The 25,955-nt window shown below is 46.4% G+C and carries 24 protein-coding genes; 12 read left to right on the top strand and 12 right to left on the bottom strand.

Translation table 11 applies throughout. From position 1 onward, the window contains the following. Positions 1-132: 132 nt before the first annotated feature. From I5M27_RS09375 to I5M27_RS09365, 3 genes are all read right to left on the bottom strand, one after another. Entirely contained in the window at positions 133-1,392 is a 1,260-nt protein-coding gene (locus I5M27_RS09375) for a hypothetical protein (RefSeq protein WP_200505953.1), read from the bottom strand. Positions 1,393-1,434: 42 nt separating this feature from the next. Beyond that, the gene (locus I5M27_RS09370; protein WP_200505952.1) at positions 1,435-1,698 is read right to left on the bottom strand and encodes a hypothetical protein; all 264 of its coding nucleotides are present in this window, start codon (positions 1,696-1,698) and stop codon (positions 1,435-1,437) included. A 66-nt stretch (positions 1,699-1,764) separates the two neighbouring features. Then, a complete protein-coding gene (locus I5M27_RS09365; RefSeq protein ID WP_200505951.1) occupies positions 1,765-2,469 on the bottom strand; it encodes a pseudouridine synthase in 705 nt (234 codons plus the stop codon). 271 nt (positions 2,470-2,740) lie between these two features. On the opposite strand from I5M27_RS09365, the gene I5M27_RS09360 reads away from it, so the two are divergent. The 6 genes from I5M27_RS09360 (at position 2,741) to I5M27_RS09335 (ending at position 11,589) form a co-directional block, all read left to right on the top strand. Continuing rightward, a complete protein-coding gene (locus tag I5M27_RS09360; RefSeq protein ID WP_200505950.1) occupies positions 2,741-3,331 on the top strand; it encodes a TetR/AcrR family transcriptional regulator in 591 nt (196 codons plus the stop codon). Between the two features lie 79 nt (positions 3,332-3,410). Then, positions 3,411-4,769, top strand: a complete 1,359-nt coding sequence (locus tag I5M27_RS09355) for a TolC family protein (RefSeq protein ID WP_200505949.1) — start codon at positions 3,411-3,413, stop codon at positions 4,767-4,769. 8 nt (positions 4,770-4,777) lie between these two features. After that, entirely contained in the window at positions 4,778-5,917 is a 1,140-nt protein-coding gene (locus tag I5M27_RS09350) for an efflux RND transporter periplasmic adaptor subunit (RefSeq protein ID WP_200505948.1), read from the top strand. Positions 5,918-6,280: 363 nt separating this feature from the next. Next, positions 6,281-9,472, top strand: coding sequence for an efflux RND transporter permease subunit (locus tag I5M27_RS09345; RefSeq protein ID WP_200505947.1), 3,192 nt, complete (start codon positions 6,281-6,283; stop codon positions 9,470-9,472). Between the two features lie 265 nt (positions 9,473-9,737). Continuing rightward, positions 9,738-10,715: a YpdA family putative bacillithiol disulfide reductase gene (locus tag I5M27_RS09340; protein ID WP_200505946.1), complete on the top strand. Its 978-nt coding sequence runs from the start codon at positions 9,738-9,740 to the stop codon at positions 10,713-10,715. Between the two features lie 151 nt (positions 10,716-10,866). Beyond that, complete coding sequence (locus I5M27_RS09335; protein WP_200505945.1) at positions 10,867-11,589, top strand: YoaK family protein; 723 nt, start codon at positions 10,867-10,869, stop codon at positions 11,587-11,589. Here I5M27_RS09335 and I5M27_RS09330 read toward each other — a convergent pair whose 3' ends face one another. Together I5M27_RS09330 and I5M27_RS09325 are read right to left on the bottom strand one after the other, a co-directional pair. Continuing rightward, entirely contained in the window at positions 11,590-11,967 is a 378-nt protein-coding gene (locus I5M27_RS09330) for a lysozyme inhibitor LprI family protein (RefSeq protein ID WP_200505944.1), read from the bottom strand. 24 nt (positions 11,968-11,991) lie between these two features. Continuing rightward, the gene (locus I5M27_RS09325; protein ID WP_200505943.1) at positions 11,992-12,606 is read right to left on the bottom strand and encodes a tetratricopeptide repeat protein; all 615 of its coding nucleotides are present in this window, start codon (positions 12,604-12,606) and stop codon (positions 11,992-11,994) included. A 141-nt stretch (positions 12,607-12,747) separates the two neighbouring features. On the opposite strand from I5M27_RS09325, the gene I5M27_RS09320 reads away from it, so the two are divergent. From I5M27_RS09320 to I5M27_RS09310, 3 genes are all read left to right on the top strand, one after another. Beyond that, positions 12,748-13,101 carry an MmcQ/YjbR family DNA-binding protein gene (locus tag I5M27_RS09320; protein WP_200505942.1) on the top strand — a complete coding sequence of 118 codons (354 nt, stop codon included), beginning with the start codon at positions 12,748-12,750 and terminating at the stop codon, positions 13,099-13,101. A 211-nt stretch (positions 13,102-13,312) separates the two neighbouring features. Beyond that, complete coding sequence (locus I5M27_RS09315; RefSeq protein WP_200505941.1) at positions 13,313-15,499, top strand: PAS domain-containing sensor histidine kinase; 2,187 nt, start codon at positions 13,313-13,315, stop codon at positions 15,497-15,499. A gap of 3 nt (positions 15,500-15,502) precedes the next feature. Then, positions 15,503-15,928 (top strand): response regulator, encoded by a 426-nt coding sequence (locus I5M27_RS09310; RefSeq protein ID WP_200505940.1) that lies wholly within the window; start codon positions 15,503-15,505, stop codon positions 15,926-15,928. Positions 15,929-16,093: 165 nt separating this feature from the next. Here the strand turns inward: I5M27_RS09310 and I5M27_RS09305 are convergent, their stop codons facing one another. Together I5M27_RS09305 and I5M27_RS09300 are read right to left on the bottom strand one after the other, a co-directional pair. After that, entirely contained in the window at positions 16,094-16,945 is an 852-nt protein-coding gene (locus tag I5M27_RS09305) for an LOG family protein (protein WP_200505939.1), read from the bottom strand. A gap of 281 nt (positions 16,946-17,226) precedes the next feature. Then, positions 17,227-19,008: a T9SS type A sorting domain-containing protein gene (locus I5M27_RS09300; protein ID WP_200505938.1), complete on the bottom strand. Its 1,782-nt coding sequence runs from the start codon at positions 19,006-19,008 to the stop codon at positions 17,227-17,229. Positions 19,009-19,569: 561 nt separating this feature from the next. Here I5M27_RS09300 and I5M27_RS09295 point away from each other — a divergent pair. After that, positions 19,570-19,794 (top strand): hypothetical protein, encoded by a 225-nt coding sequence (locus tag I5M27_RS09295; RefSeq protein WP_200505937.1) that lies wholly within the window; start codon positions 19,570-19,572, stop codon positions 19,792-19,794. Between the two features lie 306 nt (positions 19,795-20,100). Here I5M27_RS09295 and I5M27_RS09290 read toward each other — a convergent pair whose 3' ends face one another. After that, positions 20,101-21,345 carry an ABC transporter permease gene (locus I5M27_RS09290; protein ID WP_200505936.1) on the bottom strand — a complete coding sequence of 415 codons (1,245 nt, stop codon included), beginning with the start codon at positions 21,343-21,345 and terminating at the stop codon, positions 20,101-20,103. Positions 21,346-21,589: 244 nt separating this feature from the next. On the opposite strand from I5M27_RS09290, the gene queA reads away from it, so the two are divergent. Further along, positions 21,590-22,636 carry a tRNA preQ1(34) S-adenosylmethionine ribosyltransferase-isomerase QueA gene (gene queA / locus I5M27_RS09285; protein WP_200505935.1) on the top strand — a complete coding sequence of 349 codons (1,047 nt, stop codon included), beginning with the start codon at positions 21,590-21,592 and terminating at the stop codon, positions 22,634-22,636. A gap of 101 nt (positions 22,637-22,737) precedes the next feature. On the opposite strand, the gene I5M27_RS09280 is transcribed toward queA, so the two are convergent. The 4 genes from I5M27_RS09280 to I5M27_RS09265 all read right to left on the bottom strand — a co-directional run bounded on the left by I5M27_RS09280 (position 22,738) and on the right by I5M27_RS09265 (position 25,039). Then, complete coding sequence (locus tag I5M27_RS09280; protein WP_200505934.1) at positions 22,738-23,013, bottom strand: hypothetical protein; 276 nt, start codon at positions 23,011-23,013, stop codon at positions 22,738-22,740. Next, on the bottom strand, positions 23,013-23,309 hold the full coding sequence (locus tag I5M27_RS09275) for a hypothetical protein (protein WP_200505933.1): 297 nt from the start codon (positions 23,307-23,309) through the stop codon (positions 23,013-23,015). The genes I5M27_RS09280 and I5M27_RS09275 overlap by 1 nt, the downstream gene beginning before the upstream one ends. 132 nt (positions 23,310-23,441) lie before the next feature. Next, positions 23,442-24,209, bottom strand: coding sequence for a CPBP family intramembrane glutamic endopeptidase (locus tag I5M27_RS09270; protein WP_200505932.1), 768 nt, complete (start codon positions 24,207-24,209; stop codon positions 23,442-23,444). 254 nt (positions 24,210-24,463) lie between these two features. Then, positions 24,464-25,039 carry a carbohydrate binding domain-containing protein gene (locus tag I5M27_RS09265; protein WP_200505931.1) on the bottom strand — a complete coding sequence of 192 codons (576 nt, stop codon included), beginning with the start codon at positions 25,037-25,039 and terminating at the stop codon, positions 24,464-24,466. Here I5M27_RS09265 and I5M27_RS09260 point away from each other — a divergent pair. Next, entirely contained in the window at positions 25,020-25,925 is a 906-nt protein-coding gene (locus I5M27_RS09260; protein WP_317193577.1) for a 2-C-methyl-D-erythritol 4-phosphate cytidylyltransferase, read from the top strand. The genes I5M27_RS09265 and I5M27_RS09260 overlap by 20 nt on opposite strands. Positions 25,926-25,955: the final 30 nt, after the last annotated feature.

The raw sequence follows: 25,955 nt of genomic DNA, 5'->3' as shown, positions 1-25,955 counted from the left end.
TGCAAAGGTACGCATAAACGCGCAGATTTGCAGGTGGTTTGCATAACTTCTGATAACTGTTTTGGCGGGGTTTGGGTTGTGGGGAGGGAGGAGTTTTTTATGGGGAAAGGGTAGCGTTTTTTGGAAGAAAAATTAATCTTCCCTTTGAATATAGGTGATCGTTAAAACAGGAAAGCGTTTATAATATTTCTCCAGCTCATTATTTTTCTTGGCCATTTCTAATGATTTTTTTAACTGCTTGACAGCTTTCCTTGCTTTATTGACTTCTTTCATTTTATTCTTACCTGCAAATTCCATGTCAAAGTCTTTATAGAATACGGCTTTTAAAACCAAAGGATCTCTGTAATCTCTTACTGTAAAAGCGTGACTTAAAAGCCCATTGTTGTTATAAATTAATTCTGAATATTCAGGATAATAGGTAGTTGGTAAAGAGTCCTGATCATAACCACCAACAGCTTTGAAGCTATTAGAAATTTTTCGTTTTAAAATCATACTGGTCTGATCTGTATAAAAAATCTTCTCAGTGTTTTTATATGAATAATTTTTATCGTAATGACTTGAATAGCGGATTGAGTCTGGTCGGTTATAAACATCTTTAAAGATTTCAGCAATCCGAAACCCTTTTCCCGGGCTAGAAAAAAAACTGTTAACTTCTGTTCTTCTTGGATAGTCTATATATTCATACCGAATTCTAGGTTCCTTGTTTATTTTAATTGCCATCTTCCCGCCACCTGAATCTAAGTAACCATCCGGATAACTTTTGACAAATTCTATGATTCTGTCCTTGTCATCAAATTTAAATTCCAGCGCCTCAAAGCGACAATTAAAGTTTAGTTGATTTTTTTTTTGAGTTAAAAAGGATAAATAGCAGGGATGATTAAAAACTACTTTAGTAATTTGGTGCTTTGGGTTTAAATAATAGGCAATAGTATCTGGAAGCTTGTTGGAAGTAGGAAATTCTTTTCGAGTACCTATTCTTAATACAACACTGTGATTTTGCGTGTATACAAATGAAACAGAATCTATTCTTTTGTCTTCACCTGATAAGTTCTGGATATAAATCTTTCTTATAAATCCATCTACACCATAAACTTCAGTAATAACTTGCGCTCTTGAAACTTCATTAGAAAACTCCTTAATAACTTTTTGGATATTGTTCTGAGCATAAATATCATTGTTCAGTTTAAGAGGCTCTAAAAAAGGTTTGCCATGATTTGAGAAGTGTGCAAAGAGCTGCTGTGGATAAAAGTGTTTTTGATTTAGGCAGTCAGTTATATTTAATGCCTCTCCCTTATCATTTAAATGATAAGAAAATTTGAGTTTTTGACCTAAAGCCGTTAAGCTACAAAATAGCATGAAGGCTAAAGTAAACAGTTGAAATTTGAAGCTCATAAATCAGACAAAGCTCTAAGATAGCAATATCTGAGAAAAGTGTTACGCTTCCGGTCTCACCAACTCCTCCTCAATCACCAGCCGTTTTACCGTCAATTCATCAATTTGCAGTTTCTGGATGCGCGCCTGGTTAATTCCCATGCGGGCAATAACCATACTGCCAATTGCCAAGGCGCCAACGGCTAAAGCCCCAACCGCCATGGCACCAGCCGCAAATGCTCCCGCTGAAAATGCACCGATGGCTATTGCTTTTATGCTGCCTTTTCCGGCTTTAAAATCCTGATCGGTTTTAGTTAGGTTTTTCATAGTTATAGCTTCTGGGTTAGAAGGTTAAAACAGATGAATCACCAAGTTGTTGCGGTAACCTAGTTTTTAAGTAGTCAATTTTTTCAACTCCTCAACTTCTCCCTTTCCCAACTCCCGCCATTCTCCAATCTGCAAATTTTCCAATTCCACATTCACAATCCGCACCCGCTTCAACGCCAAAACCTCAAATCCTAACTTATAGCACATTCGCCTGATCTGCCGGTTTAAACCCTGCGTAAGAATAATATTAAATGTAAATTCATCGAGTTGCTTTACCTGCGCCGGACGGGTTTTCTTTCCCATAATTTCCACGCCGGAAGCCAACGTTTCTATGGCTTCTTCCGTCAACGGTTTATCTACCCGCACCATATATTCCTTTTCCTGTTTTTGTTCGCTGTGCAGGATCTTGTCGAAAATGGAGCCGTCGTTGGTGAGCAGCAGCAAACCTTCCGATTCTTTGTCAAGTCGGCCGATGGGATAGACGCGTTCTGGGAAATTCAGCGCTTGGGCTAAATTATCGGGGATTTCCGGGTTGAGAGTGGTTTCGATGCCCCGCGGTTTGTAGTAGGCCAGGTAATGAAATTGGTGCGCTTCCTTCAAGATTTTGCCGTCCAAGGTAACTTCATCTTCCGGGTTTAAAGGCTGGTTTAGTTGCGCGGGCTGGCCATTTACCAATAACCGTTTGGCTAAAATAAGGGCGGTGGCTTCCTTGTTGGAAAGGCGCAATTTCTGAACCAGGAAATATTTGGCGGAGCTGTTTAAGGGACGCATAAAAGAAAGCGAAGCTACAAATTTTCCGGAAACGCTATGGTTTTGCGATATAAAAGTCAGCCTGACTTAAATTACAACCCAAATTTTCATTGCCGTCTGCTTTAGCTAACGGGCTGCTGACGGGCACTTTTTCAGCGCAAAACCCTACCGTTTCCGAGCACATTTACCCGGCAACCAAAAACAATTTCATTAAAAATAACAGCCTTATTCAGAACATTCACAAAAACTCCCTTACCTTTGCCTACCGAATGAACGTTCAATTGGTGAATATATGAGTCAGGAAGAAATTATTGCGGAGAAGAAAAAGGCCATTTTTGCCAGCACCCTGGAGCTGGTGCGCGAAAACGGTTTCCACGGCACGCCCATGAGCCTGGTGGCTAAAAAAGCAGGCGTGGCGGCGGGCACCATTTACCATTATTTCGAAAGCAAAGATGCCCTCATCATTGCTTTGTACAGTTACCTGCGCGGAAAAATGGCTGAAGAAATGCTCCGCGACGACGACCAGACTTTGGATTACCAGACCCGCTTTTTCAACCTCTGGAAAAAACATTTCCATTATTTCCTGCGCCACACCGATGTGCTTTATTTCTTCGAGCAGTTCGTGAATTCGCCTTACTACGAACGCTGCCCCGAAAAAGGGAATGACCGCTGCCAGAATATTATAGCCACTTTTCTGAATGAAGGCATGGAAAAAGGCTTTCTGAAGCAAATGAACGGCAAACTCATGAGCATTCTGGTAAACAGCAGCGTGGTAACTTCCGCCAAAATACACCTCACCGGCAAAGTGGAAATAACCGAAACGGAACTCCAGCAAGTAGCGCAATATGTCTGGGACGGCATCCGCAACAATCAGGGTTTTTAAGAGTATTACCATAGCCATTTTTCCGGCAAACTCAGGCCTTCCTTTTCCCTCACTTTTTTTTAATACCGAATTGCTGAATATGAAATTTTTGAAACGAATGCTTTTCCTGGTGCTTTCCGGTGTTTTTGCCTCGCCGGAACTGGTCGCGCAGGGAAACCAACCGGCGGCAACCGGCGCGCTTACCCTGGAACAATGCCTGGAACTGGCGCTCCAAAACCGGCCGGTCATGCAACAGGCGCGCATAGACGAACAAATAACCGACCGCGAAATAAAGGCCGAACTGGCCGCCTGGCTTCCCCAGGTGGGCGTGGCCGGTAACGTGCAACATTACCTCAAAATGCCGGTTACCATTTTCCCGAATGAAGCCGGCGTGCTGGTGCCGCGGCAGATCGGTACGGTAAACAGTTCCAACCTTTCGCTGGTGGTCGACCAGGTAATTTTCAATAACGATGTCTTCTTTGCTTCCCGCGGTAGTCGCTACCTGCGCCGGCAAAGCGAACAGAATACTTACAACGAGAAGATCAATACCATTGTGGAGGTGAGCCGGGCTTATTACGACGTACTTTTATCGGAAGAACAGCTAAAAATCCTGGATCAGGACATTATCCGGCAGGAAAAGCAATTGAAAGACGCACGGGCGCAATATGAACAAGGCCTGGTAGATAAAACCGATTACCAGCGCGCCGATATTTCGCTTACCAATGTGCGCAGCACCCGCAAACGTACCTTAGAAGCCATAAAACCGAAATACACGTTCCTGAAAGAACTGATCGGTTACCCCGCAGATAAGGATTTCCAGCTCACCTTCGATCGGGACAAAAAATTGCAGTACATGCTGGTAGATACGCTGCAGCCGGTAAACTACGACAACCGCATCGAGTTCAGGCAATTGCAAACCCAGAAGCAGATCCAGCAGTTATCGGTAGATTATTATAAATGGAGTTTCGTGCCGAGTTTTTCTGCGTTTTTCAGTTACAATATTGTTTACCAGAACAACGATTTTCAGCAGCTTTATAACCAGTCTTACCCCAATTCACCCATCGGTTTAAGCATGTCGGTGCCGCTGTTTACGGGCACCCGCCGGCTGCAGGAGCTAAAACGGGCCCGGCTAATAGACAAACGCCTCGACCTGGACATTGTAAACATTAAAAACCGGATAAACACCGAATACGAAGCGGCCATGGCTACCTACCGCAGCGACCTCTACGAACTAAAAACCGTGGAACGCAATGTGGCCACCGCCGAAGAAGTGTACCGCATCATTAAGCTGCAATACGACGAAGGCATAAAACCTTACCTCGACCTGATCCTGGCCGAAGCCGAGATCCGGGCCACCCAGCTGAATTATTACAACGCGCTGTACCGGGTGCTTACCAGCAAACTGGAAGTGGAACGCGTTACCGGAACCATAAACGTAGCTGCCTACGAACAGAAATAACCTGACAAATGAAGACAAATTACAACGCTTTAGCGGCCGCCATTTTAACCACCGCGTTGCTGGCCGGTTGCGGCAAAAAAGACGCCCAGCAAGGCCAGAACCCCATGAATGCGCCCGTTCCGGTAAACGCCTACACCGTAACCCAGGAAAAAGTGGTCGGCACCGATACCTATCCCGGAACCGTGGTGCCGCTGCAGGAAGTAGAATTGCGCGCGCAGGTTTCCGGTTACATTACCCAGATATTTGTGCAGGACGGCCAGAAAGTAACCAAAGGCCAGAAGCTTTACGAAATAGACCGCACCCGTTACCAGGCCAATTACAACCAGGCGCAGGCCAGTTTAAGAAGCGCCCAGGCGAATTTAGAAAAGATACGGAAAGATGCGGAACGCTACGAAAACCTGGCCAAACAAGACGCTATTGCAAAGCAACGGGTTGATTATGCGTTAGCCGATCTCCAGTCCGCAAAAGCGCAGGTAGCCTCAGCCCAGGCCGGGGTTTCCAGCGCAGCCAACGAGCTAAGTTATTCCTTAATTACCGCACCTATGAACGGAACGATAGGGATTTCGCAGGTAAAAGTCGGGGCGCAGGTTTCGCCGGGAACTACGCTTTTGAACACCATTTCCGCCGAAGACCCGATCTCGGTAGACATTGTGATCAACGAAAAGGAGATTCCGCGCTTTACCCGTTTGCAAAACCAGCAGGCCGCTACAGATTCTACTTTCACCATTCAGTTCTCCGATAATTCGGTTTATAAATTTCCCGGAAAGATTCAGGCCATAGACCGCGCCGTGAACCGCCAGACCGGAACCATTACTGTGCGGGTAAGTTTCCCGAACCCGGAAAGGGCGTTGATTGCCGGCATGAGCGTGGTTTTACGTGTGCGCAACGCCGACATTGGCGAGCAACTGGTTATTCCCGAAAAAGCCGTTACCCAACAAATGGGCGAATTCTACGCCTACAAAATTCAGGGCGATTCGGTATTGCAGCAAAAGATCAGTTTAGGCTCTAAGTTGCAGGGTAGTATTGTAGTAAGAGAAGGCTTGAAAGCCGGCGATAAAATAGTAGTGGAAGGCACGCAGAAACTTCGGCCGAATTCCAAAATCACTTTAGAGCAACCGCAGCCACAAGGCCCGCCTCAAGGGAAGTAGATTTTCAGTAGCGCAGGGTTTAAACCCTGCACTACTGAAATAGGCGCTCCATTTCACATTATCGCGTCATCTCGACGTCAGGAGAGATCTCATCAAGTTGGTAGTAGTTTTTATTCTGGCTGATCTACCTTCCTCAGGAGATTTCTCACTCCGTTCGAAATGACATCTTATGGAGTGAAAAGGCACCACAAAAACGCTATGGTTTCAGGCCAAAAAAGTGCCTAACTGAATAAATGAAATAATAAAGCAATGCGTCATCCCGAGCGCTAGCCGAGGGAACTTATCAAGCCAGCATCAGAAATTGGCCTTATAAGATTCCTCAACTTCGTTCGGAATGACAAACACTAAGAAGCGAAGAAACAAATGATATCAGATGTATTTATAAGACGGCCGGTTACTTCCATTGTAATCTCGCTGGTGCTGGTGATCTGCGGCGTGCTGGCCATCCTGAATTTGCCGGTCAGCCAATACCCCGACATTACGCCGCCGGTAGTTTCGATCAACGGGAATTATACCGGTGCCGATGCGCAGACCGTGGAGCAAACCGTAACTACGCCCGTGGAAACGCAGGTGAACGGTACGCCCGGCATGACCTACCTTTCCTCCAACTCCACGAGCACCGGGCAGATGTCCATGAACGTGAACTTTGAAGTTGGAACCGATATCGACATTGCTACTTTAGACGTGCAGAACCGCGTAAGCATTGCCGAACCACGATTGCCGGAAGAAGTGCGCCGTTTGGGTTTAACCGTGCGGAAACGAAACCCGTCGATCATGATGGTAGTAACGTTCTTTTCGCCGGAAGGCACCCACGACATTAAATTCCTGGATAACTACACCAACATTTACATCCGCGACGCTTTATTAAGGGTACCGGGCGTGGGTGATATCAATACCGTGGGCGAGGAATTCAGTATGCGGATCTGGATGAAACCGGATAAAATGTCGCAGCTGGGCATTACGCCGGCCGACGTTTCTGTTGCCTTGCGCGAGCAGAACGTGCAGGTGGCAGCCGGTTCGGTGGGCGGCGCGCCGCAGTACAATTCCCAGGCCTTCGAATACCCGATAACCGTAAACGGAAAGCTTACGAGTCAGGAAGAATTTGAAAATATTATTGTGCGCACGCAGCCCGAAGACGGCTCCATTGTTTATTTAAAAGACATTGCCCGCCTGGAATTAGGCAAGTTCAGCTACACCCGCCAGTCGTTCGTGAACGGTAAACCGGCTACTTTCCTGCTCATTTACCAGGCCCCGGGCAGCAACGCTTTGGAAACGGCTGAAGGCGTTTATGCGGCGCTGGAACAGATCAAGAAAACCTTCCCTTCCGATATGGATTACAAGGTTTCCTTCGAGTCGGTTTCGGTGGTGGAGGTTTCCATTAAGGAAGTAATTAAAACTTTCGTGGAAGCACTGCTTTTGGTGATTATTGTGGTGTACCTTTTCCTGCAGAACTGGCGCGCCACCCTTATTCCCATTCTGGCCATTCCGGTTTCCATTATCGGTACGTTCATCTTCTTTATCCCGCTGGAATTCACCATCAACACGCTGACGTTATTTGGTTTCGTGCTCGCCATTGGTATTGTAGTGGATGATGCGATCGTGGTGGTGGAAGCCGTGCAGCATTACATCGACCACGAAGGGCTTTCGGCCAAAGAAGCTACGCGCAAAGCCATGAAAGACATTACCGCGCCGGTTATTGCCATTGCCCTGATTCTGGCCGCAGTGTTCATTCCGGTAGGTTTCATTCCGGGAATTGTGGGGCGTTTGTACCAGCAGTTTGCCATTACCATTGCCATTTCGGTACTGCTTTCGGCTTTTATAGCTTTGACTTTAACGCCGGCCCTTTGTGCCCTGATGCTCAAGCCCATGAAGCTCGATGCCAGTTCCAAAGGCCTGAACAAATGGTTCTTTAAATTCAACGGCTGGTTTGCGCGCGTTACCCAGAATTATTCGGTGGGCGTGCGGCAAAGCATTAAAAAAGCGCCGTTGGTACTCATTTTGCTGGCCTGTATTTACGCAGGAACGTTCGGGTTATTTGCCAGCAAACCAACCGCGTTCATCCCAACGGAAGACGAAGGCCGCTTGTTTATTTCCTTTGAATTGCCGCAAGCCGCTTCAAGCAGCCGTACCCGCGAGATCCTGGAAGAAATGTCGGGCATGCTGAGCGAAACCAAAGGCGTAGGAAATTACTCGGCCATTGCGGGTCTGAACGTGATCAACTTCTCCATTAAATCGAACAGCGGTACCTTCTTCGTTTCGCTGAAGCCGTGGGGCGAACGCAAAGACAAAGACCAGCAATTGGAAGCCATAATTGGTACGCTCCGCCAGAAATTCTCTACCATAAAAGATGCAAACGTGGTAATTGTGCCGCCGCCGGCTATTCCGGGTCTGGGCCAAACGGGCGGTTTCAGTTTCATGCTGCAGCAGCGCGAAAGCACCGACGATATTAAAGGCTTCGAACGCACGGTACAGAACTTCCTGGGCGAAGTGCGCAAACGACCGGAAATTTCGGGCGCTTTCAGCTTCTTTACTGCCAGTACGCCGGGTTACCAGGTAGAAGTAGACCGCGAAAAAGTAAAGAAACTCGGCGTGAATCTATCGGACGTTTTCTCTACCATGAGCGCCTATATGGGCTCGCAGTACATCAACGACTTCACCATTTACGGCCGGAATTTCCGGGTAGTAGCGCAAGCCGACACCATGTACCGCAACGATATTTCGGACCTGAAGCAATTCTACGTGAATAACCGCCAAGGCGAACAAGTACCGCTCAGCGCGCTGGTAACGCACAAAGTAATTGAAAGCGCGCCGGTAATTTCGCATTACAACTTATTCCGGAGCACTGAAATTAACGGCAACGCCGCACCGGGCTACAGTTCCGGCCAGGCCATTGCAGCCCTCGAAGAAGTAGCTGCCGCCACCCTGCCGGCTGGTTACGGTTACGAATTCTCCGGTCTGAGCCGCGAAGAACTTTCCTCCGGCAACACAACTATTGTGATCTTCGCTTTGTCGATCTTAATGGTGTTTTTGTTGCTGGCCGCGCTTTATGAAAGCTGGTCGGTGCCGTTCTCGGTGTTGTTGGCGGTGCCGCTGGGTGCTTTCGGAGCTATTCTGGCGCTTACATTCCTGCCAAAACTTTCGAATAACGTGTACGCGCAAATTGGTTTAATTACGCTGATCGGTTTAGCCGCGAAAAACGCCATCCTGATCGTGGAATTTGCCAAAGAACGTGTTGACCACGGCATGGAACTGGTCGAGGCGACCATTGAAGCGGTAAAACTTCGTCTGCGTCCGATCATCATGACTTCGCTGGCCTTTATTCTGGGCGTGTTTCCGCTGGCTCTCTCGAGTGGCGCCGGCGCTATTGCCCGCCAAACCATCGGCTGGACGGTAGTGGGCGGAATGCTCGCCGCTACATTCCTGGCCATTTTTGTGGTACCGGTATTGTTTATCGTGATCACGAGGTTTGCTTACGGCAAGAAAAAACTCGAAGAACTGCAACAGGTTTACCCGAAAGTAGATTACGACCACGACGGCGAAGGCTTTGTAGTTTAAGAATTAACAACCACGCTCTAAAACATGCTCTCACCCATAAAAACCTTTGGCTGCTTCAGACAAAGGTTTTTACTTTTTCAGGTAATAAGGATAGGTTTTTTTGATAGAAAAGAAAATAAGGATTTGATAAAGATTGCGGCGTAAATTTTTGCAGATATTGGGAATCTGGCGCAAGTGACGCTTACGCTAAACACTTGCGCCAGAATATACCGTTAAATAAAAGCACCGAAAACGCTATCCTTTCCGGGCTAAAAACTAAAAAGCATTGAAAGAAATTCTCGACATACTCATTATCGGGGCCGGGCCGATTGGCTTGGCTTGCGGGCTGGAAGCGAAAAAAGCGGGCTTATCTTACCTGATCGTAGATAAAGGCTGCCTGGTGAATTCGCTTTACAACTACCCGCTGAACATGACCTTTTTCTCAACCGCCGACCGGCTGGAAATTGGCGGCATTCCGTTTACGTCTATTACCGCCAAGCCCGGCCGCGCCGAAGCGCTGGAATATTACCGCCGCGTAGCCGATTCGCAAAACCTGAACCTGGCTTTGTTCGAGGAAGTGAAAACGGTAGGGGAAACGGCCGAAAAAGTCTATCGCGTAGAAACCAGCAAAGCAACGTATTTCGCGAAACATGTTATTATTGCCATCGGGTTTTACGATGTGCCGAATCTGCTGAACGTGCCCGGCGAAGAGCTTCCTAAAGTGCGGCATTATTACTTCGATCCGCATTATTATTTCCGGCAAAAAGTACTGGTGGTGGGTGCGAATAATTCTTCGGCGGATGTGGCGTTGGAAACCTGGCGGAAAGGCGCGGAAGTAACCATGGTGATCCGTGAAAGTGAACTGGGACGCATAAAATACTGGACCAAACCCGACCTCGAAAACCGCATCAAAGAAGGCTGCATCAGGGCTTATTTCAACAGCCACATTACCGGGATCCGGGAAAAGGAAGTGGATATTCAAACGCCGGCCGGAAAAGTTACGATCCAGAACGACTACGTAATGGCCATGACCGGTTACCAGCCCGATTTTAGTTTCTTGGAAAAGATCGGCATTCAACTTTCGGAAGACGGCCGAAAGCACCCCGTTTACAATACAGAAACGCAGGAAACGAATTTACCGAACGTGTTTCTGGCGGGCGTAATCTGCGGCGGGTTAGACACGCATATCTGGTTTATCGAAAATTCGCGGGTGCACGCCGAACAGATTGTAAAGCATATTCTGGCAAAAGCGGAAAAGGCATAAATAAGACTTCAGGGATCAGACTTTTTTTACAAGATTCCATAGCGTTTTAAAGTTGGGAACGCTTATTTTAACTGCCCGGTAAACTTGCGCTGCCGGTAGTTGTTTCATTACTTTACCGCCGGAAACAGCGCAGAAAACTAGCGAAATTAAGATGTTCAGGCACGTAGGAAAAGGACGGACGTTGGCGCACAATTTACAACTGGCTTCGCTGCTGAGTCTGGTGGCGGGCATTGTGAACGTAACGGGCATTTTTGCGCTGCAAACCTTAACCACCAACGTTACCGGCCACTTCGCTTATTTCGCCGATGAAGTGGCGCAAAATCATTTTGCGCAGGCCTCGGTTTTTCTATTGTACATCTTAGCGTTTTTGTCCGGCGCTTTCAGTTCGCACTTTTTTATCGAAATCACTTCCCGCCACGATTTCAAACTGGGAGCCGCACTACCCATTTCCATCGAAGTTTTCATCCTGATTTCAATAGCGTTTTTAGGTCCGGAAGCGGTGAAGGGAAATGCGCATTTAATTGCCTGCAGTTTGCTTTACGCCATGGGATTGCAGAATGCGCTGGTTACCAGTCTAAGCAATGCGGTAGTCCGCACCACGCACTTAACCGGTTTGTTTACTGATCTGGGAATAGAACTTTCGAAGCTGCTTTTTAACCGCAACGCCGAACAGCAAAAAGCGCTCACGTCTTCCATCAAACTGCGGCTTACGATCATTGCGTTCTTCTTTTCGGGTTGTATTGTGGGCGGGTTGGTTTACTTTTTCCAGGGCATGCTGAGCTTGCTTTTAGCCGCCGCGATCCTCATTTTTGGCTGGGTGTATGCCTATCTCAAATTCAAGATATTGATGATGAAAAGGAAACTGCAGCATTAATTACTGGCTTTTTAGAGTTCGTAAAAGCGTTTTCAGTTCACTTACCCGGTTTTGGGTTAGCTCGGTTTTACATGTATTAATTACCAGGGGCACCATAGAACCACCCTCATACAGGTGACCATAAACTGCGCAATGGTTATCGCGTACAAGAAGCCAGCTTTTTTGCGCTGTAACGAACGAAGTTTTAGCAGACTTTTCCAGGCGGGAAATTACTTCTTTATAAACCAAATTCAATTCCTGATCCGCTTTCTGAAATGCTTTGGCGGCACACATATGCATCTCGGCCTGTGTCGAAGCATTAGCACAATCTACTTTAAGGGTTTGCCCCTGACAAATAATGGAAAAAATGACCGTTAGTATCAGGAAAAGATAGCTCATAAAAGTAGGTCTTTGAAGGTAAAATTACTGCTTCCGGCAGTATTGCGCCTTCATTTTTCCGGCTTCGGCATTGCCAAGTTTCCGGGCACTTTCCCAGTCAGTACACGCACCGGTGCGGTCTTGTAAATTGTATTTCGCAGCGCCGCGGTTATACAAAGCATCGGCGAAATTCGGTTGCAATTCCAGCGCTTTGTTGTAATCGGCTAAGGCGGCGCGGTACTCTTTTAAATGGTACCGGGCCAGGCCGCGGTTGTTGTACGCCTTAGCGTAATTCGGTTTCAGGGCAAGGGCAATTTCGTAATCCGCAATGGCGGCTTTGTAATGCTGGCGGTTGAAATAAAGCAGGCCGCGCTCCAGGTAGGCTTCGGCGTATTTCGGGTTCAGCATAATGGCCTGGCCGTAATCTTCCATGGCGGCCGCATAATTTTTCAGGCCTTCGTGGGCGTGGGCGCGGTTGTAAAAGGTTTGCGCCTGGTCTGGTTTAAGCGAAATGCTGGTAGTATAGTCTTTTAAAGCGCCGGCAAAATCGCGTTGCTGAAATTTCTGGTTGCCGCGTCGGAAAAGCTCTTCGGCGGTTTGCGCGAAACCTGCTAAAGAAAACACTATGGAAAACAGGGTAAAAAGTAAAATTCGCTTCATATATAAAACCAACACACTGCAAAAATAAACCAACGAATGTACGGATTTTTCCGGGAAAAATGGCAGCATTTTCAAGCATACCAGCATATCATGTTCTTAAAATCTGTAAATTGAAAGCCGTTTATGTAAAAGCAACCGAAAATGAATATCGAAAAATTACGCTCTTTTTGTTTAAGCCTGCCCGCCGTTACCGAAGATATAAAATGGGGCCATGATCTCTGCTTTTCTGTGGGGGCTAAAATGTTTGCCGTAACCGGAATTGAAGGGCCATTTACGGTTTCGTTTAAAGTTACGCCCGAGCAGTTCGGCGAATTAAGTACCCGGCCCGGCATTGTTCCCGCGCCTTATATGGCCCGCAACCACTGGGTTTTGGTAGAAGATGCCAGCCAGATTTCCGAAACCGAATGGACCCAATATTTGGAGCAGTCTTACGAACTGGTTAAAAGCAAGCTCACCAAAAAACTGCAAAAGGAACTGGGGCTGCTGGCATCCTGAAAAACGGTATGGTTTCCGAAACTAAAACTGCTCAGGGATTTTTTCTTCGGATTTACTTTTCAACTTTAAAACCCTACCGTTTTGCCAAACCCAGTAGGTTAGTCGGCAGCATTTTTTTAAGGTTTTCCGGCGCCCGGTTCAAAACTCCGGCACCCCAAAAGCAGTTTAACTCTGCAGCCATTTTTTTCCAATAACCCTAACGCCAGCTTCTATGAACAGCCCGATCATTGCGCATCCCGACTTTTATGCTTCGCTGGTTTTTAACAGTTCCGATCTGATTTCTATTCTTTCGCCGACTGGTGTTTACAAATATGTAAGCAATTCTTCCACCACCATTCTGGGCATTACACCGGAAGAATTCATTGGTAAAAGCACCCTTTCCTTTATGCATCCCGATGACGTGCCAATTGCCCTGAACGCAATAGAGCAGATACGATCCCGGCCCACCATCCATCTTCCGCCTTTCCGGTTCCGGCATAAAAACGGCAGCTGGCGCTGGGTAGATTGTGTGGTTAAAGATATGACCGCCGACCCGAACGTGAAAGGCATTGTAAGCAACGCCCGCGATATTACGGATAAAGTAGAAGCCGAGCAGCAGCTGGAAATGCGGGAAGCTTATTACAGTTCGCTGTTCCTTAACCATCCGGATGCATTTTTTCATTTAAACCCGGAAGGCATTATTGAAGCGGCAAATCAGGGCATGGAACCGGTCTTAGGCTTACCCATTCCGCAACTGGTCGGCCGGCCGTACGCGGATTTTTTAACGTCCCAAAGCATAAAAGCTGCAAAACAATTATTTTCCCAAGCCTTACTCGGCTACTCCGGCACCATGGAACTGGAAGCCCTGAATTTTGAGGGAAGAACGGTTTATCTCAGCATTACCGCCATACCGGTAATTTTAAACGGCAAAGTAACGGGCATACACGGCATTGCAAAAGATATTACCCAAATAATGCAGGCCCAGATAACCATAAAAGAACAGGCTGAATTGCTCAGCAGTGTGTTCAGCAGCATTACCGAAGGTTTTTTTGTGATCGATAAGCAATGGCGGATCAAATACGCCAACCCGTTCTTTATTCTTTTTTTCGGGCTGCAGATAAAGTTTTTTAAAGAGCAGGAACTCTGGCAGGTAGCACCGGAACTGCATAACAGCCCCTTTTTTGAGGTCTGCCAACAAGCGGCCCAAACCGGTAAAACCGTCCATTTTAACGAATACTTTCCCGAAAGGCAACAACATATCCGTTTTGCAATATACCCGTTTTCAGGCGGCCTAACCGTTTATTTCGACGATGTAACCTTGCAGAAAAAGAAAGAGCAGGAACTATTAGACCTCTCGCTGGTAGCCAGCCGCACCACCAACGGCGTAGTAATTATGAATGCCGAAGGAAAAGTGGAATGGGTAAACGATGGTTTCAGCCGGCTTACCGGTTACTCGCGCCAGGAAGCCATTGGCCAGGTGCCCAGCAAACTACTTCAGGGCCCCGGAACCAACCCCGAAACATCCGCGCGCATTTACCAGTTATATGCTTCGCAGCAGCCTTTTTCGCAGGAAGTGCTGAATTATAAAAAGAACGGCGAAATAATCTGGTTCCATATAGACGTAACGCCGGTTTTTAACGAAGCCGGCCAGCTGGTAAAATATGTGGCCATAGAAAACGATATTACCGAACTGAAACAGAAAGAAACCGAGATGCTGCAGCTCACCGAAAACCTGCTGCGCCGCAACGAAGATCTGCAGCAGTTCACCTACATTGTTTCGCATAACCTGCGCGCGCCCGTAGCCAATATTCTGGGCCTTAGCTACTTGATAAACTCCGAAAAAAACCGCGATTCCGACAAATTCGAAAAGGCTTTAACCAAAATTGCGGCCGCGGCCAATCACCTGGATATGGTTATTTCGGACCTGAACAAAATACTTTCGCCGCTTAAAAACGCCGCCAATGCCCTGCAGGAACCAGTAAATATTCACAGCATTGTGCAGGCAGTAACCGCCGGCCTGCAGGAGCAACTCGAGGCCGTGCATGCCACCCTGGAGAATCAGCTGCCGCCGGACCTTACGTTAACCGGCAGCATTGCTTATTTCTACAGCATATTTAATAACCTGATAACCAACGCCATTAAGTACCGTAATCAGGAAACCGATTTAAAAATAACGATCAGCGGACAAACAGAATCCCAAAAAATAACTATTTTGTTTACCGATAATGGTATGGGTATGGATCTGGAACAGGTAAATAACCAGCTTTTTCAACTTTACAAACGCTTTCACCCGGGCACCGAGGGCCGGGGCATTGGCTTATACCTGGTAAAAACGCAGGCCGAAGCCATGGGAGGCCGTATTTCCGTACAAAGCGAGCCTGGCAAAGGCACTACATTCTTTCTTACTTTTAGTTTATAGGGCATGCTTAAAAGAATTTTTATAGTGGACGACGATGAGATAAGCGTGTTTCTGACCGAATCGATTCTGGAGCGCCACGGCTACCTGAACTGTGTAAAAAGCTACCTCGACCCGATAAAAGCCTTTGCCGAGATCCTGCAAACCTTACAGGAAAGCTCCGATGGCCACTACCTGATCTTCCTGGATCTGAACATGCCCATTATGTCGGGCTGGGATTTTTTAGACAAGCTTTCGGCCTACGAAGCAAGCCTGAAAGGCAAATGCCACGTGGTAATTCTGAGTTCGGCTGTAGATGGCCGCGAAATTGCGCGTTCTTCGCAATATCCGCTGGTACTTAATTTTGTTCCCAAACCTTTAGATCCTACTGCTTTTGAACTGATCCTTGAAACGCTGCAGAACAACGGCGCTTTGCCGGCCGGTAAAAGCTAAATTCTTTCTTTCAGGCTGCATCAAGAGTTTTAAAGGCCTTTTCCCTACCGTTTTTCCAATGCAACTCCAACTTGCAGCACAAAACAAAAAGCCTCCAAACACTTTTGGAGGCTTTTTCTATACCGTTTCCGGAGAAATCCTGATACCTGATACCAGATACCTCAATTAGAAGTTTGGCGACAACAGGTACTTGCTGTAGAAATCGTCGATCACTTTTACGGCTTCGGTTGGCGTATCTACAATGCTTACCAGGTTCAGGTCTTCCGGGCTGATATTGCTTTCTTCGGTAAGCATAATATCATGGATCCAGTCGAAAAGGCCCTGCCAGTAGCGGCGACCCACTAAAATGATCGGGAAACGGCCGATCTTCTTGGTCTGGATCAGGGTAATGGCTTCGAATAATTCATCTAAGGTTCCGAAACCACCCGGCATTACCACAAAACCCTGCGCGTATTTCACAAACATTACTTTGCGCACAAAGAAATAATCGAAATTGATGAGCTTGTCAGAATCGATGTAGATATTATTGAATTGTTCGAACGGCAACTCAATGTTCAGTCCTACCGATTTACCACCTTCTGCGCGCGCGCCTTTATTACCGGCTTCCATAATACCCGGACCGCCGCCCGTAATTACGCCGTAGCCGTGGCGCACCAGTTTAGAGGCAATTTCTTCGGCCATCTGGTAATACGGGTTATCGGCTTTGGTACGTGCCGAGCCGAAAATAGAAACGCAGGGACCGATTTTGGAAAGCTTCTCGAAACCTTCTACAAACTCGGCCATTACCTTAAAGATCTGCCAGGAGTCGGCGATCTTGATCTCGTTCCAGTCTTTATCTACAAATGCCTGCCGGATGCGGATATCCTCTTCGGTGGCAACTGGCTTTGAGCCGGTCAGATCGGTTACAGAAGTAGCTTTATTATCGTTTACGTTTGGTTGAATAATGGTTTTGCCGCTGCCTACGTTGGTAGCTTCTTCCTGCAGCTTGGTTTTGCTGGTCTTTCTAAGTTTAGTCATAATAAAAATCGATACAGAATGCGCTATTCGGCTAAAGTGCAGTAAGGGTTGCAGAAACGGTAGCCTTTTGCGCAAAAAAGTTAATGGTTTACAAAATACCCGGGAAACTATATTTTCGCGAGCACAAAACCCTGCAAGATACACGGTTTGTTTTATTCCGCCAAACATAATTCCGCACCCGGAAACCCAACTTACAAAATAACTGAAATAAAACCCAGTAAACGTAAAAAAGTCCGGACCTTACCGGCCCGGACTTTTCAGGTTAAAAACCATAGCGTTTATTACTGGCGGGCTACTTTTAAAGTAGTAATGCCGTTAGCGCCATGCAGTTGCAGCAGATACATGCCTGGTTTCAGCACTGGCAGATCGTTCAGCGTTACATTGGTTTCAGCAACAATTGCTTTGCGGTAAACTTCTTTGCCATCCAGCGAGATCAGTTTTACTTCTTTTACGCCATCGGCAGGCTGTAATTTTAGGTTCAGGTTGCCGGCAAACGGGTTCGGATAAACGGCTGCTTCAACAGTGCGGCCTTTGCCAGACCGCTCCACTACTACAATGGTAGAATAAGCGAAAGCGCCATCGGCATCGGTTTGCTTTAAGCGGTAGTAGGTTCTTTCAGCGGCTGGCGTAGCATCGGTAAAGCTGTAAGTCAGGATCTGGCTGCTGTTGCCGGCGGCCTTTACACTGCCAATCGCCTCGAAGTTTTTACCATTAACCGAACGTTCTACTACAAAGTTATCGCTGTTTTTTTCTGAAGCAGTTGCCCAGTTAAGTACGTTGCCATTGGCAGTAGCTTTTGCATTTACATACAACCAGCTTACCGGCAGCGGATTATTCTGGTCGGAAACGCCCCATTTAGAGAAGGTATTGGTAGCTACTGTAATAGAGCGTTCGCCGTTGCCTGTAGTAGGAGTAATGGTCTGCGGAACATCTACCGGGGTCCAGGAGCCGCCGTTGTCTTCGCTGCGCCAGGCCTGCGCCTTGTTGTTCACGAAATCCAAGCCGTTATTTTCGGATGTTAACCAGGTTAAGGTAAGCGAAACAAGGGTGTTGGTGTTCGGGTTTTGCGGTACAATATCCCAGTAGCGGTTAATGCTGTGGTAGGTAGGGTTATTCGGGTTGGTAATGGCCGCACCGGTAACGCGGGTTACTACTACGTTGCCCCAGTTTCCGTTGCCGGCATTATCAAAATGAACCCCGATATTACCAAACACATCAAAAGAAGTATTCTGATCTACCAGGCGGGTTTTCTCTAATCTGCCAATAAAGTTGCGGGTAGCAGTCTCGCCTGAAATGGAGCCGTTCAAAGTTAAGATATTGGAAGGCTGGGCAGTTGTGAGGTTATTATTACCAGCTAAAGTCAGATTGCCAGCCACCGTAATGTTGCCCTGAATCTGCTTAAGACCTGAACCATTGATTGCCAGATCGTAATACGTAAGGGCCGGGATCTGCTGGGTACCGCCATCGGCAGCAAAGGTAATTTTACCTGCGCTTTGGCTGTAAGAACCTAAGTTAGAAAATACGCCTTTTACTGTAAAGTCGGCGCCAGTTACCAAAGAAAGAGAAGCACCGGTGCTTACTGTTAAGTTATTACAGATGGCCGCATCGTTAATTTGAGGTGCATGCGGAGTTCCTGGGTTAATTACCACGTTGGTAGTAGCTCCCGGCGTAGCGCCATCGGCCCAGTTACCACCGTTGTCCCAATCGCTGCTCACGCTTCCGGTCCAGGTTACATAAGGCGTAAAATCGCTGGTGCTGCTTACCGTTGCGCCATTCGAGACTACGAAGATCTTGCCAATGGTTGTACCGGTTGCTACAGTGGCAGTAATTTGCGTTGGAGAAACCACGTTAAAAGATGTAGCCGGAGTAGAGTTGAACCTAACCGCGGTAACATTTACAAAGTTGCTTCCATTAATCGTTACCACTGTTCCAACCGGGCCGCTATTAGGCGAAAAACCGCTTATAGAAGCTTGGGCCCAGGCAGCAACCACGGTACTGCAGATTAAGCTAATTACCAAAGCCAGCAATCTGAACTGACTAAAGTTGGGTATAAAATTTCTCATATATTTAAGGTTAAGGGTTAAGATGCTTTATTTATAGATTTGGTGTTTTTTTTAAGCGTATGCTACTTTTTTTTCACAGTGCGCAGGTTTTAAAACAGGGCTGCGGCAGAAGAATCAGAACTGTGGGCTTACTGGCAGTAAGCAGATGAGTAATTAAAGGCGTTTCATCGGGCATAATAAAAAAGATTTGCTAAACCTGGGTTAATTTCCTGTTATTTTCATATTAACATTCATACACCTGCTTTAAAATAATCACAATTATAAAACAGGGAACCGTGGAGCACATCAAACGTCTGAACTGTAATTGTTTTACACGACGCATAGTCTTTCATGTCGCTTTTAAAGCCACAAATACTTTATTAAGTAATAAGTTCGCTACTATTTAACTTCCCGGATCTAAGAGGCAGAATGAATTAAAAAGGGCCTTTTCCTTAAATCCGATACTAATTTCCGCAGTTTAAAAGTGAAAAGCAACAAAAGCGCATTACATAAAGATGTAGGTTTTCGTTATATTCTTAAATCAACCGGCTTTTGCACGTTTAATTGCACTTATCAACCATATTGTCAAGACTATATCCACAAAATTCTATATTTAAACTTCCCGAAATAGGTAAAACTACGCCCTACTGCAATCATCTAAAATCACAATTTATTAACCTAGCGGTAATCAAGCCTGGTAAAGATGAAAAAGCCAAGCAGCAGGCTACCCTAACGGTTCAGGAAAGGAAACCCGGAAAGAGCAGGCAGGAAGAAAACGGTATGCTTTCAGGCTGTAAAAGTGTATAAAAGAAAACAGGACAGCAGGCAGGGAAGACGCTATGGTTTCAACCTGTAAAAGTGACGATCCTAAAAAGTAATGGCTACAACCTTCAAGAATCGTGACCGTCTTACTCCTTTAAACACGAATTACCAGAGGTGCCTCATAGATCAAAATTCCCCGGTAGCGCAGCATCTAAACCTGCACTACCGGGGAATAAAAAATGGAATTAACCTAAAGGAAATAAACACGCAAAGCCTGCGCGCTTTCAGAAATCAATTTGGTGTTCAACAGCAAAAAACGCTATGGTTTCGGGCTGAAAAAGTATGGGAGTACTATTTGGAACGAATGGCAATTACCGGATCAAGGTTGGAAGCCAGCACCGCCGGAATTATACCCGAAAGCAAACCAATAACCACCGACACGCTTAAACCCAGCACAATGTTGTTCAGGCTGAGCACAATTTCCAGCGCATCCTGCGGCACCAGCGTGATCAGGAACACCAGCAGAATACCCACGCCCCCGCCGATCAGACTCAAGAAAATGGCTTCGAAGAGAAACTGAAAAAGGATAAAGAAATTTTTAGCGCCCAGCGATTTTTGAATACCTATAATATTGGTACGTTCTTTTACCGAAACGAACATGATATTGGCAATGCCAAAGCCCCCTACCAGAATAGAAAATCCGCCAATCACCCAACCCGCAAGCCCAACCACATCAAACAGGCCGGTCACCATATCAGCCAGTAATTCGGGCCGGTTCAAAGCAAAATTATCTTCATCGCGGGGTTTTAAGCTCCGCAGGCTGCGCATTACGCCCCGTATTTCGTATTCCAGATCCAGCAGGCCAATATCTGTTTCCAGTCCTTTTACTGCAATACTGGGCTCCAAACCATTAGGCCCGGCAGGATAGATGCGCATAAAAGCAGTGTAAGGGATCAGGGCATTTTTATCGTTGCTGGCCCCGAACATATTCTCACCCTGCCGCTCCATAATACCCACCACCCGGAACCGCAGACCTTTCAGCTTCAGATCACGGCCAACGGGGTTTTGGCCAGGGAAAAGATCACTGGCTATATCAGCACCAATTAAAGCTACGTTGCGGCCGCCTTCAATTTCCTGCGGCGTAAAATACCGCCCGGTTTCTACCGGCACATCGCTTACCTTATTAAAACCGAACGAAACGCCCTGTATATTTATATCAGAAATGCTATTAGACCGGTTTTTAAGGGTTGCACCTCCTTTATTCCAGAAGATAGACACGCCCTGCTGGTGCGTAAGCCGCTTTTCCAGCGCCCGGAATTCACGCAGATTTGGTGCAGGCCGCTTAAAATAACGCCACCACGGGTAATTGCCTTCGAAGATCCAGGGCCATTTTTCTACGTAGATCACATCTTCGCCAATAAAGCTCATACTGGTGCGCACGTTGCGTTCCAGCGAATCTACAATGGTGAAAACCGAGATAATGGAAAAGATACCAATGGTAACACCCAGCAAAGACAATAAAGTACGCAAAACGTTCGCGCGCAGCGCTTCTACGGCAAACCGGAAACTTTCCAGAACTAAACGCAGGTAGATCATGGGTATTAAAAGGCTTTGCAACTAAATCGCCTAAAAGTAAGCATAATCCGGGCAAAAATGCTTACTTTTGCAGGCTGATTGCGAAAATAAAAATTAGAAAATATGAATTAGAAATTAATGCGGCTCTATTGTCTTTTATATGGGCAGTAAGCGTATTTTCTAAGCTGTATTTTTGCAGGCCTTTTTCAAATTCCTGATTTCTGTTTCGTAATCTCTAATTAACCTTTTAATACCGTAATATTAAATGAAACTTTCAGAGTTTAAATTCGACCTCCCGGAAGAACTGATGGCCACGCACCCGGCAAAACAACGCGACGAAGCCCGCATGATGGTACTGAACCGCGCAACCGGCGAAATAGAGCACAAGATCTTCCGCGACATTCTGAATTACTTCGACGATGGCGACGTAATGGTGGTGAACGATACCAAGGTTTTTCCGGCCCGTATGTACGGCAACAAAGAAAAGACCGGCGCTAAAATTGAAGTTTTCCTGCTCCGCGAACTGAACAAAGACATTCACCTGTGGGATGTGCTGGTAGATCCGGCCCGGAAGATCCGCGTAGGCAACAAACTTTATTTCGGCGATTCTGACCTGGTAGCCGAAGTAATTGACAACACCACTTCGCGCGGCCGTACCATTAAATTCTTATTCGATGGCACCGACGAGGAGTTTTACAAGACCATTCACGACCTGGGCGAAACCCCGCTGCCAAAATACATTAAGCGCGAAGCCGAACCGGAAGACAAAGAACGTTACCAGACTGTTTATGCCCAGCATACCGGGGCGGTAGCCGCCCCAACCGCCGGCCTGCACTTTACCAAAGAAGTACTGAAACGCCTTGAAATTAAAGGGGTAGACGTAACGCCTATTACCCTGCACGTTGGTTTAGGTACTTTCCGCCCGGTAGATGTAGAAGACCTGACCAAGCACAAAATGGACTCGGAGCAGTTCTTTATTAAGGAAGAAACCGCTAACATGGTAAACAACGCGCTCGATAATAAGAAACGCGTTTGCGCCATCGGCACCACTTCTATGCGCGCCATGGAATCGTCGGTATCGGCTAACAACCGTTTGAAACCAAACGAAGGCTGGACCGATAAATTCATTTTCCCGCCTTACGATTTCAAGATTGCCAACAGCCTGCTTACCAACTTCCATATGCCGGAATCTACCTTACTGATGATGACAGCGGCTTTTGGCGGATACGACCTGGTAATGAAAGCGTACAAAGAAGCCATTAAAGAAAAGTACAACTTCTTCAGCTACGGCGATACCATGCTGATTCTGTAAAGGAAAACGCTATGCTTTTAAGCTAAAAAAGTCTGCTTCGGGAACGAGGCAGACTTTTTTATGGGGTTTAACGGCTGGGCTAAAAAACGTTTTAATGGTTTTTAGCTTTGGTTATGCTTTTTTGTTTTTCTTTTTAGTGCTTCAATAGCATCTGATTCAAGTTCTTCCTGCAGGTTTCTATTTATCTCTTCTTCATATTTTTTAGATGCAAGACCATTTTCTATCAGCTCTAAATCTTGTATGATGTTTCCGATTAATGCCCATTCTCCTTTTTGAAAATATTCCTTTTCTTTTCCTGTTCCGCTACGGGCAAACCCATCATCGTCTCCAAGATACTTTTCAAAAATTTGAACATGCTTGATAGTAATTGTTTTCATCAGATTTGGTTCAATTGACTTTCTGTTGTAAAACAGTCAAAACAAACGAAAACATGAATAGCGCAAGTATCTGCTAAATCATAATCGTCACCAATTGAATCGATTTGGGCATAGAAAGTCATTCTTTGACCACAATCTTTACAATTTGGGTATTCTTCTAAGCATAATCTATCGGGTATTCCTCCAAGCTTGTGCCGTGTCCCAGCTTCATCATTCCATTTATATCCTACAGCTTTTTTTGCTTCTTCGGTTTCTGGAACTGTTACTAATTTTATTTCTGGAATTTCTTTCATCATTCGCAATTAAGCATAACTACTGTATATACCGAATATTCGGCTTATCCCGCCACCAACAGCCGGCTAAACGGATGTTTCGGTCCAAATGTAACAATATTCAACTTAAATAAAAGCTGCAAAACGCTATCCTTTTCAGCTTAAAAACTGCTTTTCCAGCAAACCGGCCAGCACCATAACCACGTGTGCAAAGATATGGGCTACCATGGCGCTTTCCAGGCCTTTCTTCCAGTAAAGCCACCCAAAAACCAAACCGCCGGCCGTATTCCCTATCAAAATATAGCTCAACAAAATAGCATCGGGCGAAGCTACGACCTGGTACACGACCGGAAAATGGCCCAGGCCAAAAAGCAGCGCCGCTATCGTTATGCCGGTCCAGTAAACCGAAGGCGTCAGTTTTTTAGTTAGCTTCCAGAGTAGCCAAACCATTAGGGTCATCAGGCCGAAGCGCATCAGGATCTCTTCGGTAATGCCGCCGTACAAGAACCGCATTGCCAGGCCGGGTTCCATTTTTTCTCCGGCCGCTATAAACTCCCGCGGCAACCAGGGTTCATAAACCAGCCCGACGATCGTGATGGCGATGCCGGCCAAAACCCCTCCCGCCAGGCCATATTGCAGAATGGAGCCTATGGATTTAATTTCCCGGCGGGTGAACAAACCTTCCAGAACCGGCACCTGCAAATCTACTTTTTTATGGAGGTTTACCCCCACCACTACCGCTATCAGCAAATAGATGGCCGGGTTTAGCAGCGTAAGCAACTTAAGCTGGACCGGCGAAAACCGTTTATCCAGGATCGCTTTCACTTCTTCCGGATAGGTTACTTCCATGGTAAGCAGCGATAATACCCCCAGCATACCCAGAAAGAATAAGCTAAGCCCCAGACGCAGTTTCTGGTTTTTCATAGTGCAATGTCTTCTTAATCTTTAAATTGTTTCTTTCTACTTTCAGGTTGTGACCAACCACGCCAGAGGCCTGATCAACATCTATCGTACCCCCCGGCCGGCCGAACGAAAACTCCCCAAATTTATTAAGATCTAACTAAAACCCCAGCCGAAAAACGCTATGCATGTAAGCTAAAAAAGTCTGTTTCTTTTCAGAAGCAGACTTTTTTAGCTTACATCGGTCGTGTTTCAGTACCAAGTTTTGGACATAACTTTTACATAGCTTCAATTTTCAGATCCGAGATCCAGGTACTGTCATAAAGTGAGTAAAGCTCAAAATTTACGGTAGGCGCCTCTTTGCCGATAATGGTAAAACTATGTTTACTCCAGTCTTCATCTAAGTATTTGCCGCCCTTGCTCCCGTAATACATTTCGCTGTACCAATCGTCTTTCAAAAACACATAGGCCGCCAGCGAAGGATTGCTTTTCATATCCGGATAACCCTTTATTTTAGCGTAGAAACTGATCTTATAAGGGGTATCTTTTTTAATATTCTTAATATAGGTATTGAGTCTTAACGGTTGCGGATTTACGGCAGTAGAATCGTGCGGATTATACAAAAGCAGGCTATTCTTGCCGTTGTAGCCACTTGGCAAAACCGTAAGGCTGGCAGCCGATGTCTTTGAAACGTCCCAATTCGCATCCAGGCAACCCACCGACCAGGAATCGCCGCAGTTAATAGAAGATTTTAACTCTATAACCGGAGGCTCTTCTTCAACTGGCTTTTCTTCTTCTTTTTCACAGGAAAATAAAGCGAAGGCAAATAACGAAATGATCAGGTACCGCTTCATAAGATTATCGGATTTAGGGTTTATAATTTACCAGGTAGGCGCTATTTTGGGCATGCTGTTTACCAACGAATGCCCAACCGCTACCGGTTTTTCAAATATAACAAACGAAATAAGAAAGCCGCTATTTTCGGGCATAAAAAAACCTGACCCGCCGCCGGCATTTTCATTTTCCCGTATCTTTACGCGCATGACTGCAAACCCCGAATCGGCGATTATTGTGGCGGGCGGCTCCGGCTCGCGCATGCAAAGTAACCTGCCCAAGCAATTTTTAACCGTGACCGGCCAACCTATTCTCATGCACACCATCCGCCGGTTTTATAATTACAATCCCGAAATAGAACTGGTAATAGTTTTGCCCCAGAATCAGATAGCGCTTTGGGAGGCACTTTGCGCGCAGCATGCTTTTGAAATAAAACACCAGGTAGTGGCCGGCGGCAATACTCGTTTTCAGTCGGTAAAAAATGGGTTGGCGGCGGTTTTGCAAACAGGCGTGGTGGCGGTGCATGATGGCGTGCGTCCCTTCGTTTCCGAGAAAATTATTGCCGATGCGTTTCAGGTAGCGGGCGAAAAAGGTAATGCGGTGGTAAGCGTGGCGCTGAAAGATTCCATCCGGGAAGTGCAAGGGGAAACCAACCAGGCCGTAGACCGCAGCCATTTCCGGCTGATCCAGACGCCGCAGTGTTTTGAATTTGCATTGCTTAAAAAAGCCTACGAACTGCCCGAAGAAAACACCTTTACCGACGATGCCAGCGTGGTGGAAAAACTGGGCATCAACATTAATTTAACCGAAGGCAGCTACGAAAACATAAAAATTACCACGCCCGAAGACCTGCTCTGGGCCGAAGTGCTGCACCAAAAACGCCAGGGTTTTAAGCTCCAAAAGTAAAAGAAAGGCAAAAGCCGAAACTGCAAAGCT

The organism is Adhaeribacter terrigena (genome assembly GCF_016623615.1).
GTDB classification, from domain to species: Bacteria; Bacteroidota; Bacteroidia; order Cytophagales; family Hymenobacteraceae; genus Adhaeribacter_A; species Adhaeribacter_A terrigena.
The sequence above is the reverse complement of the archived record's forward strand: the minus strand, read 5'-3'. Positions and strand labels throughout refer to the sequence as shown.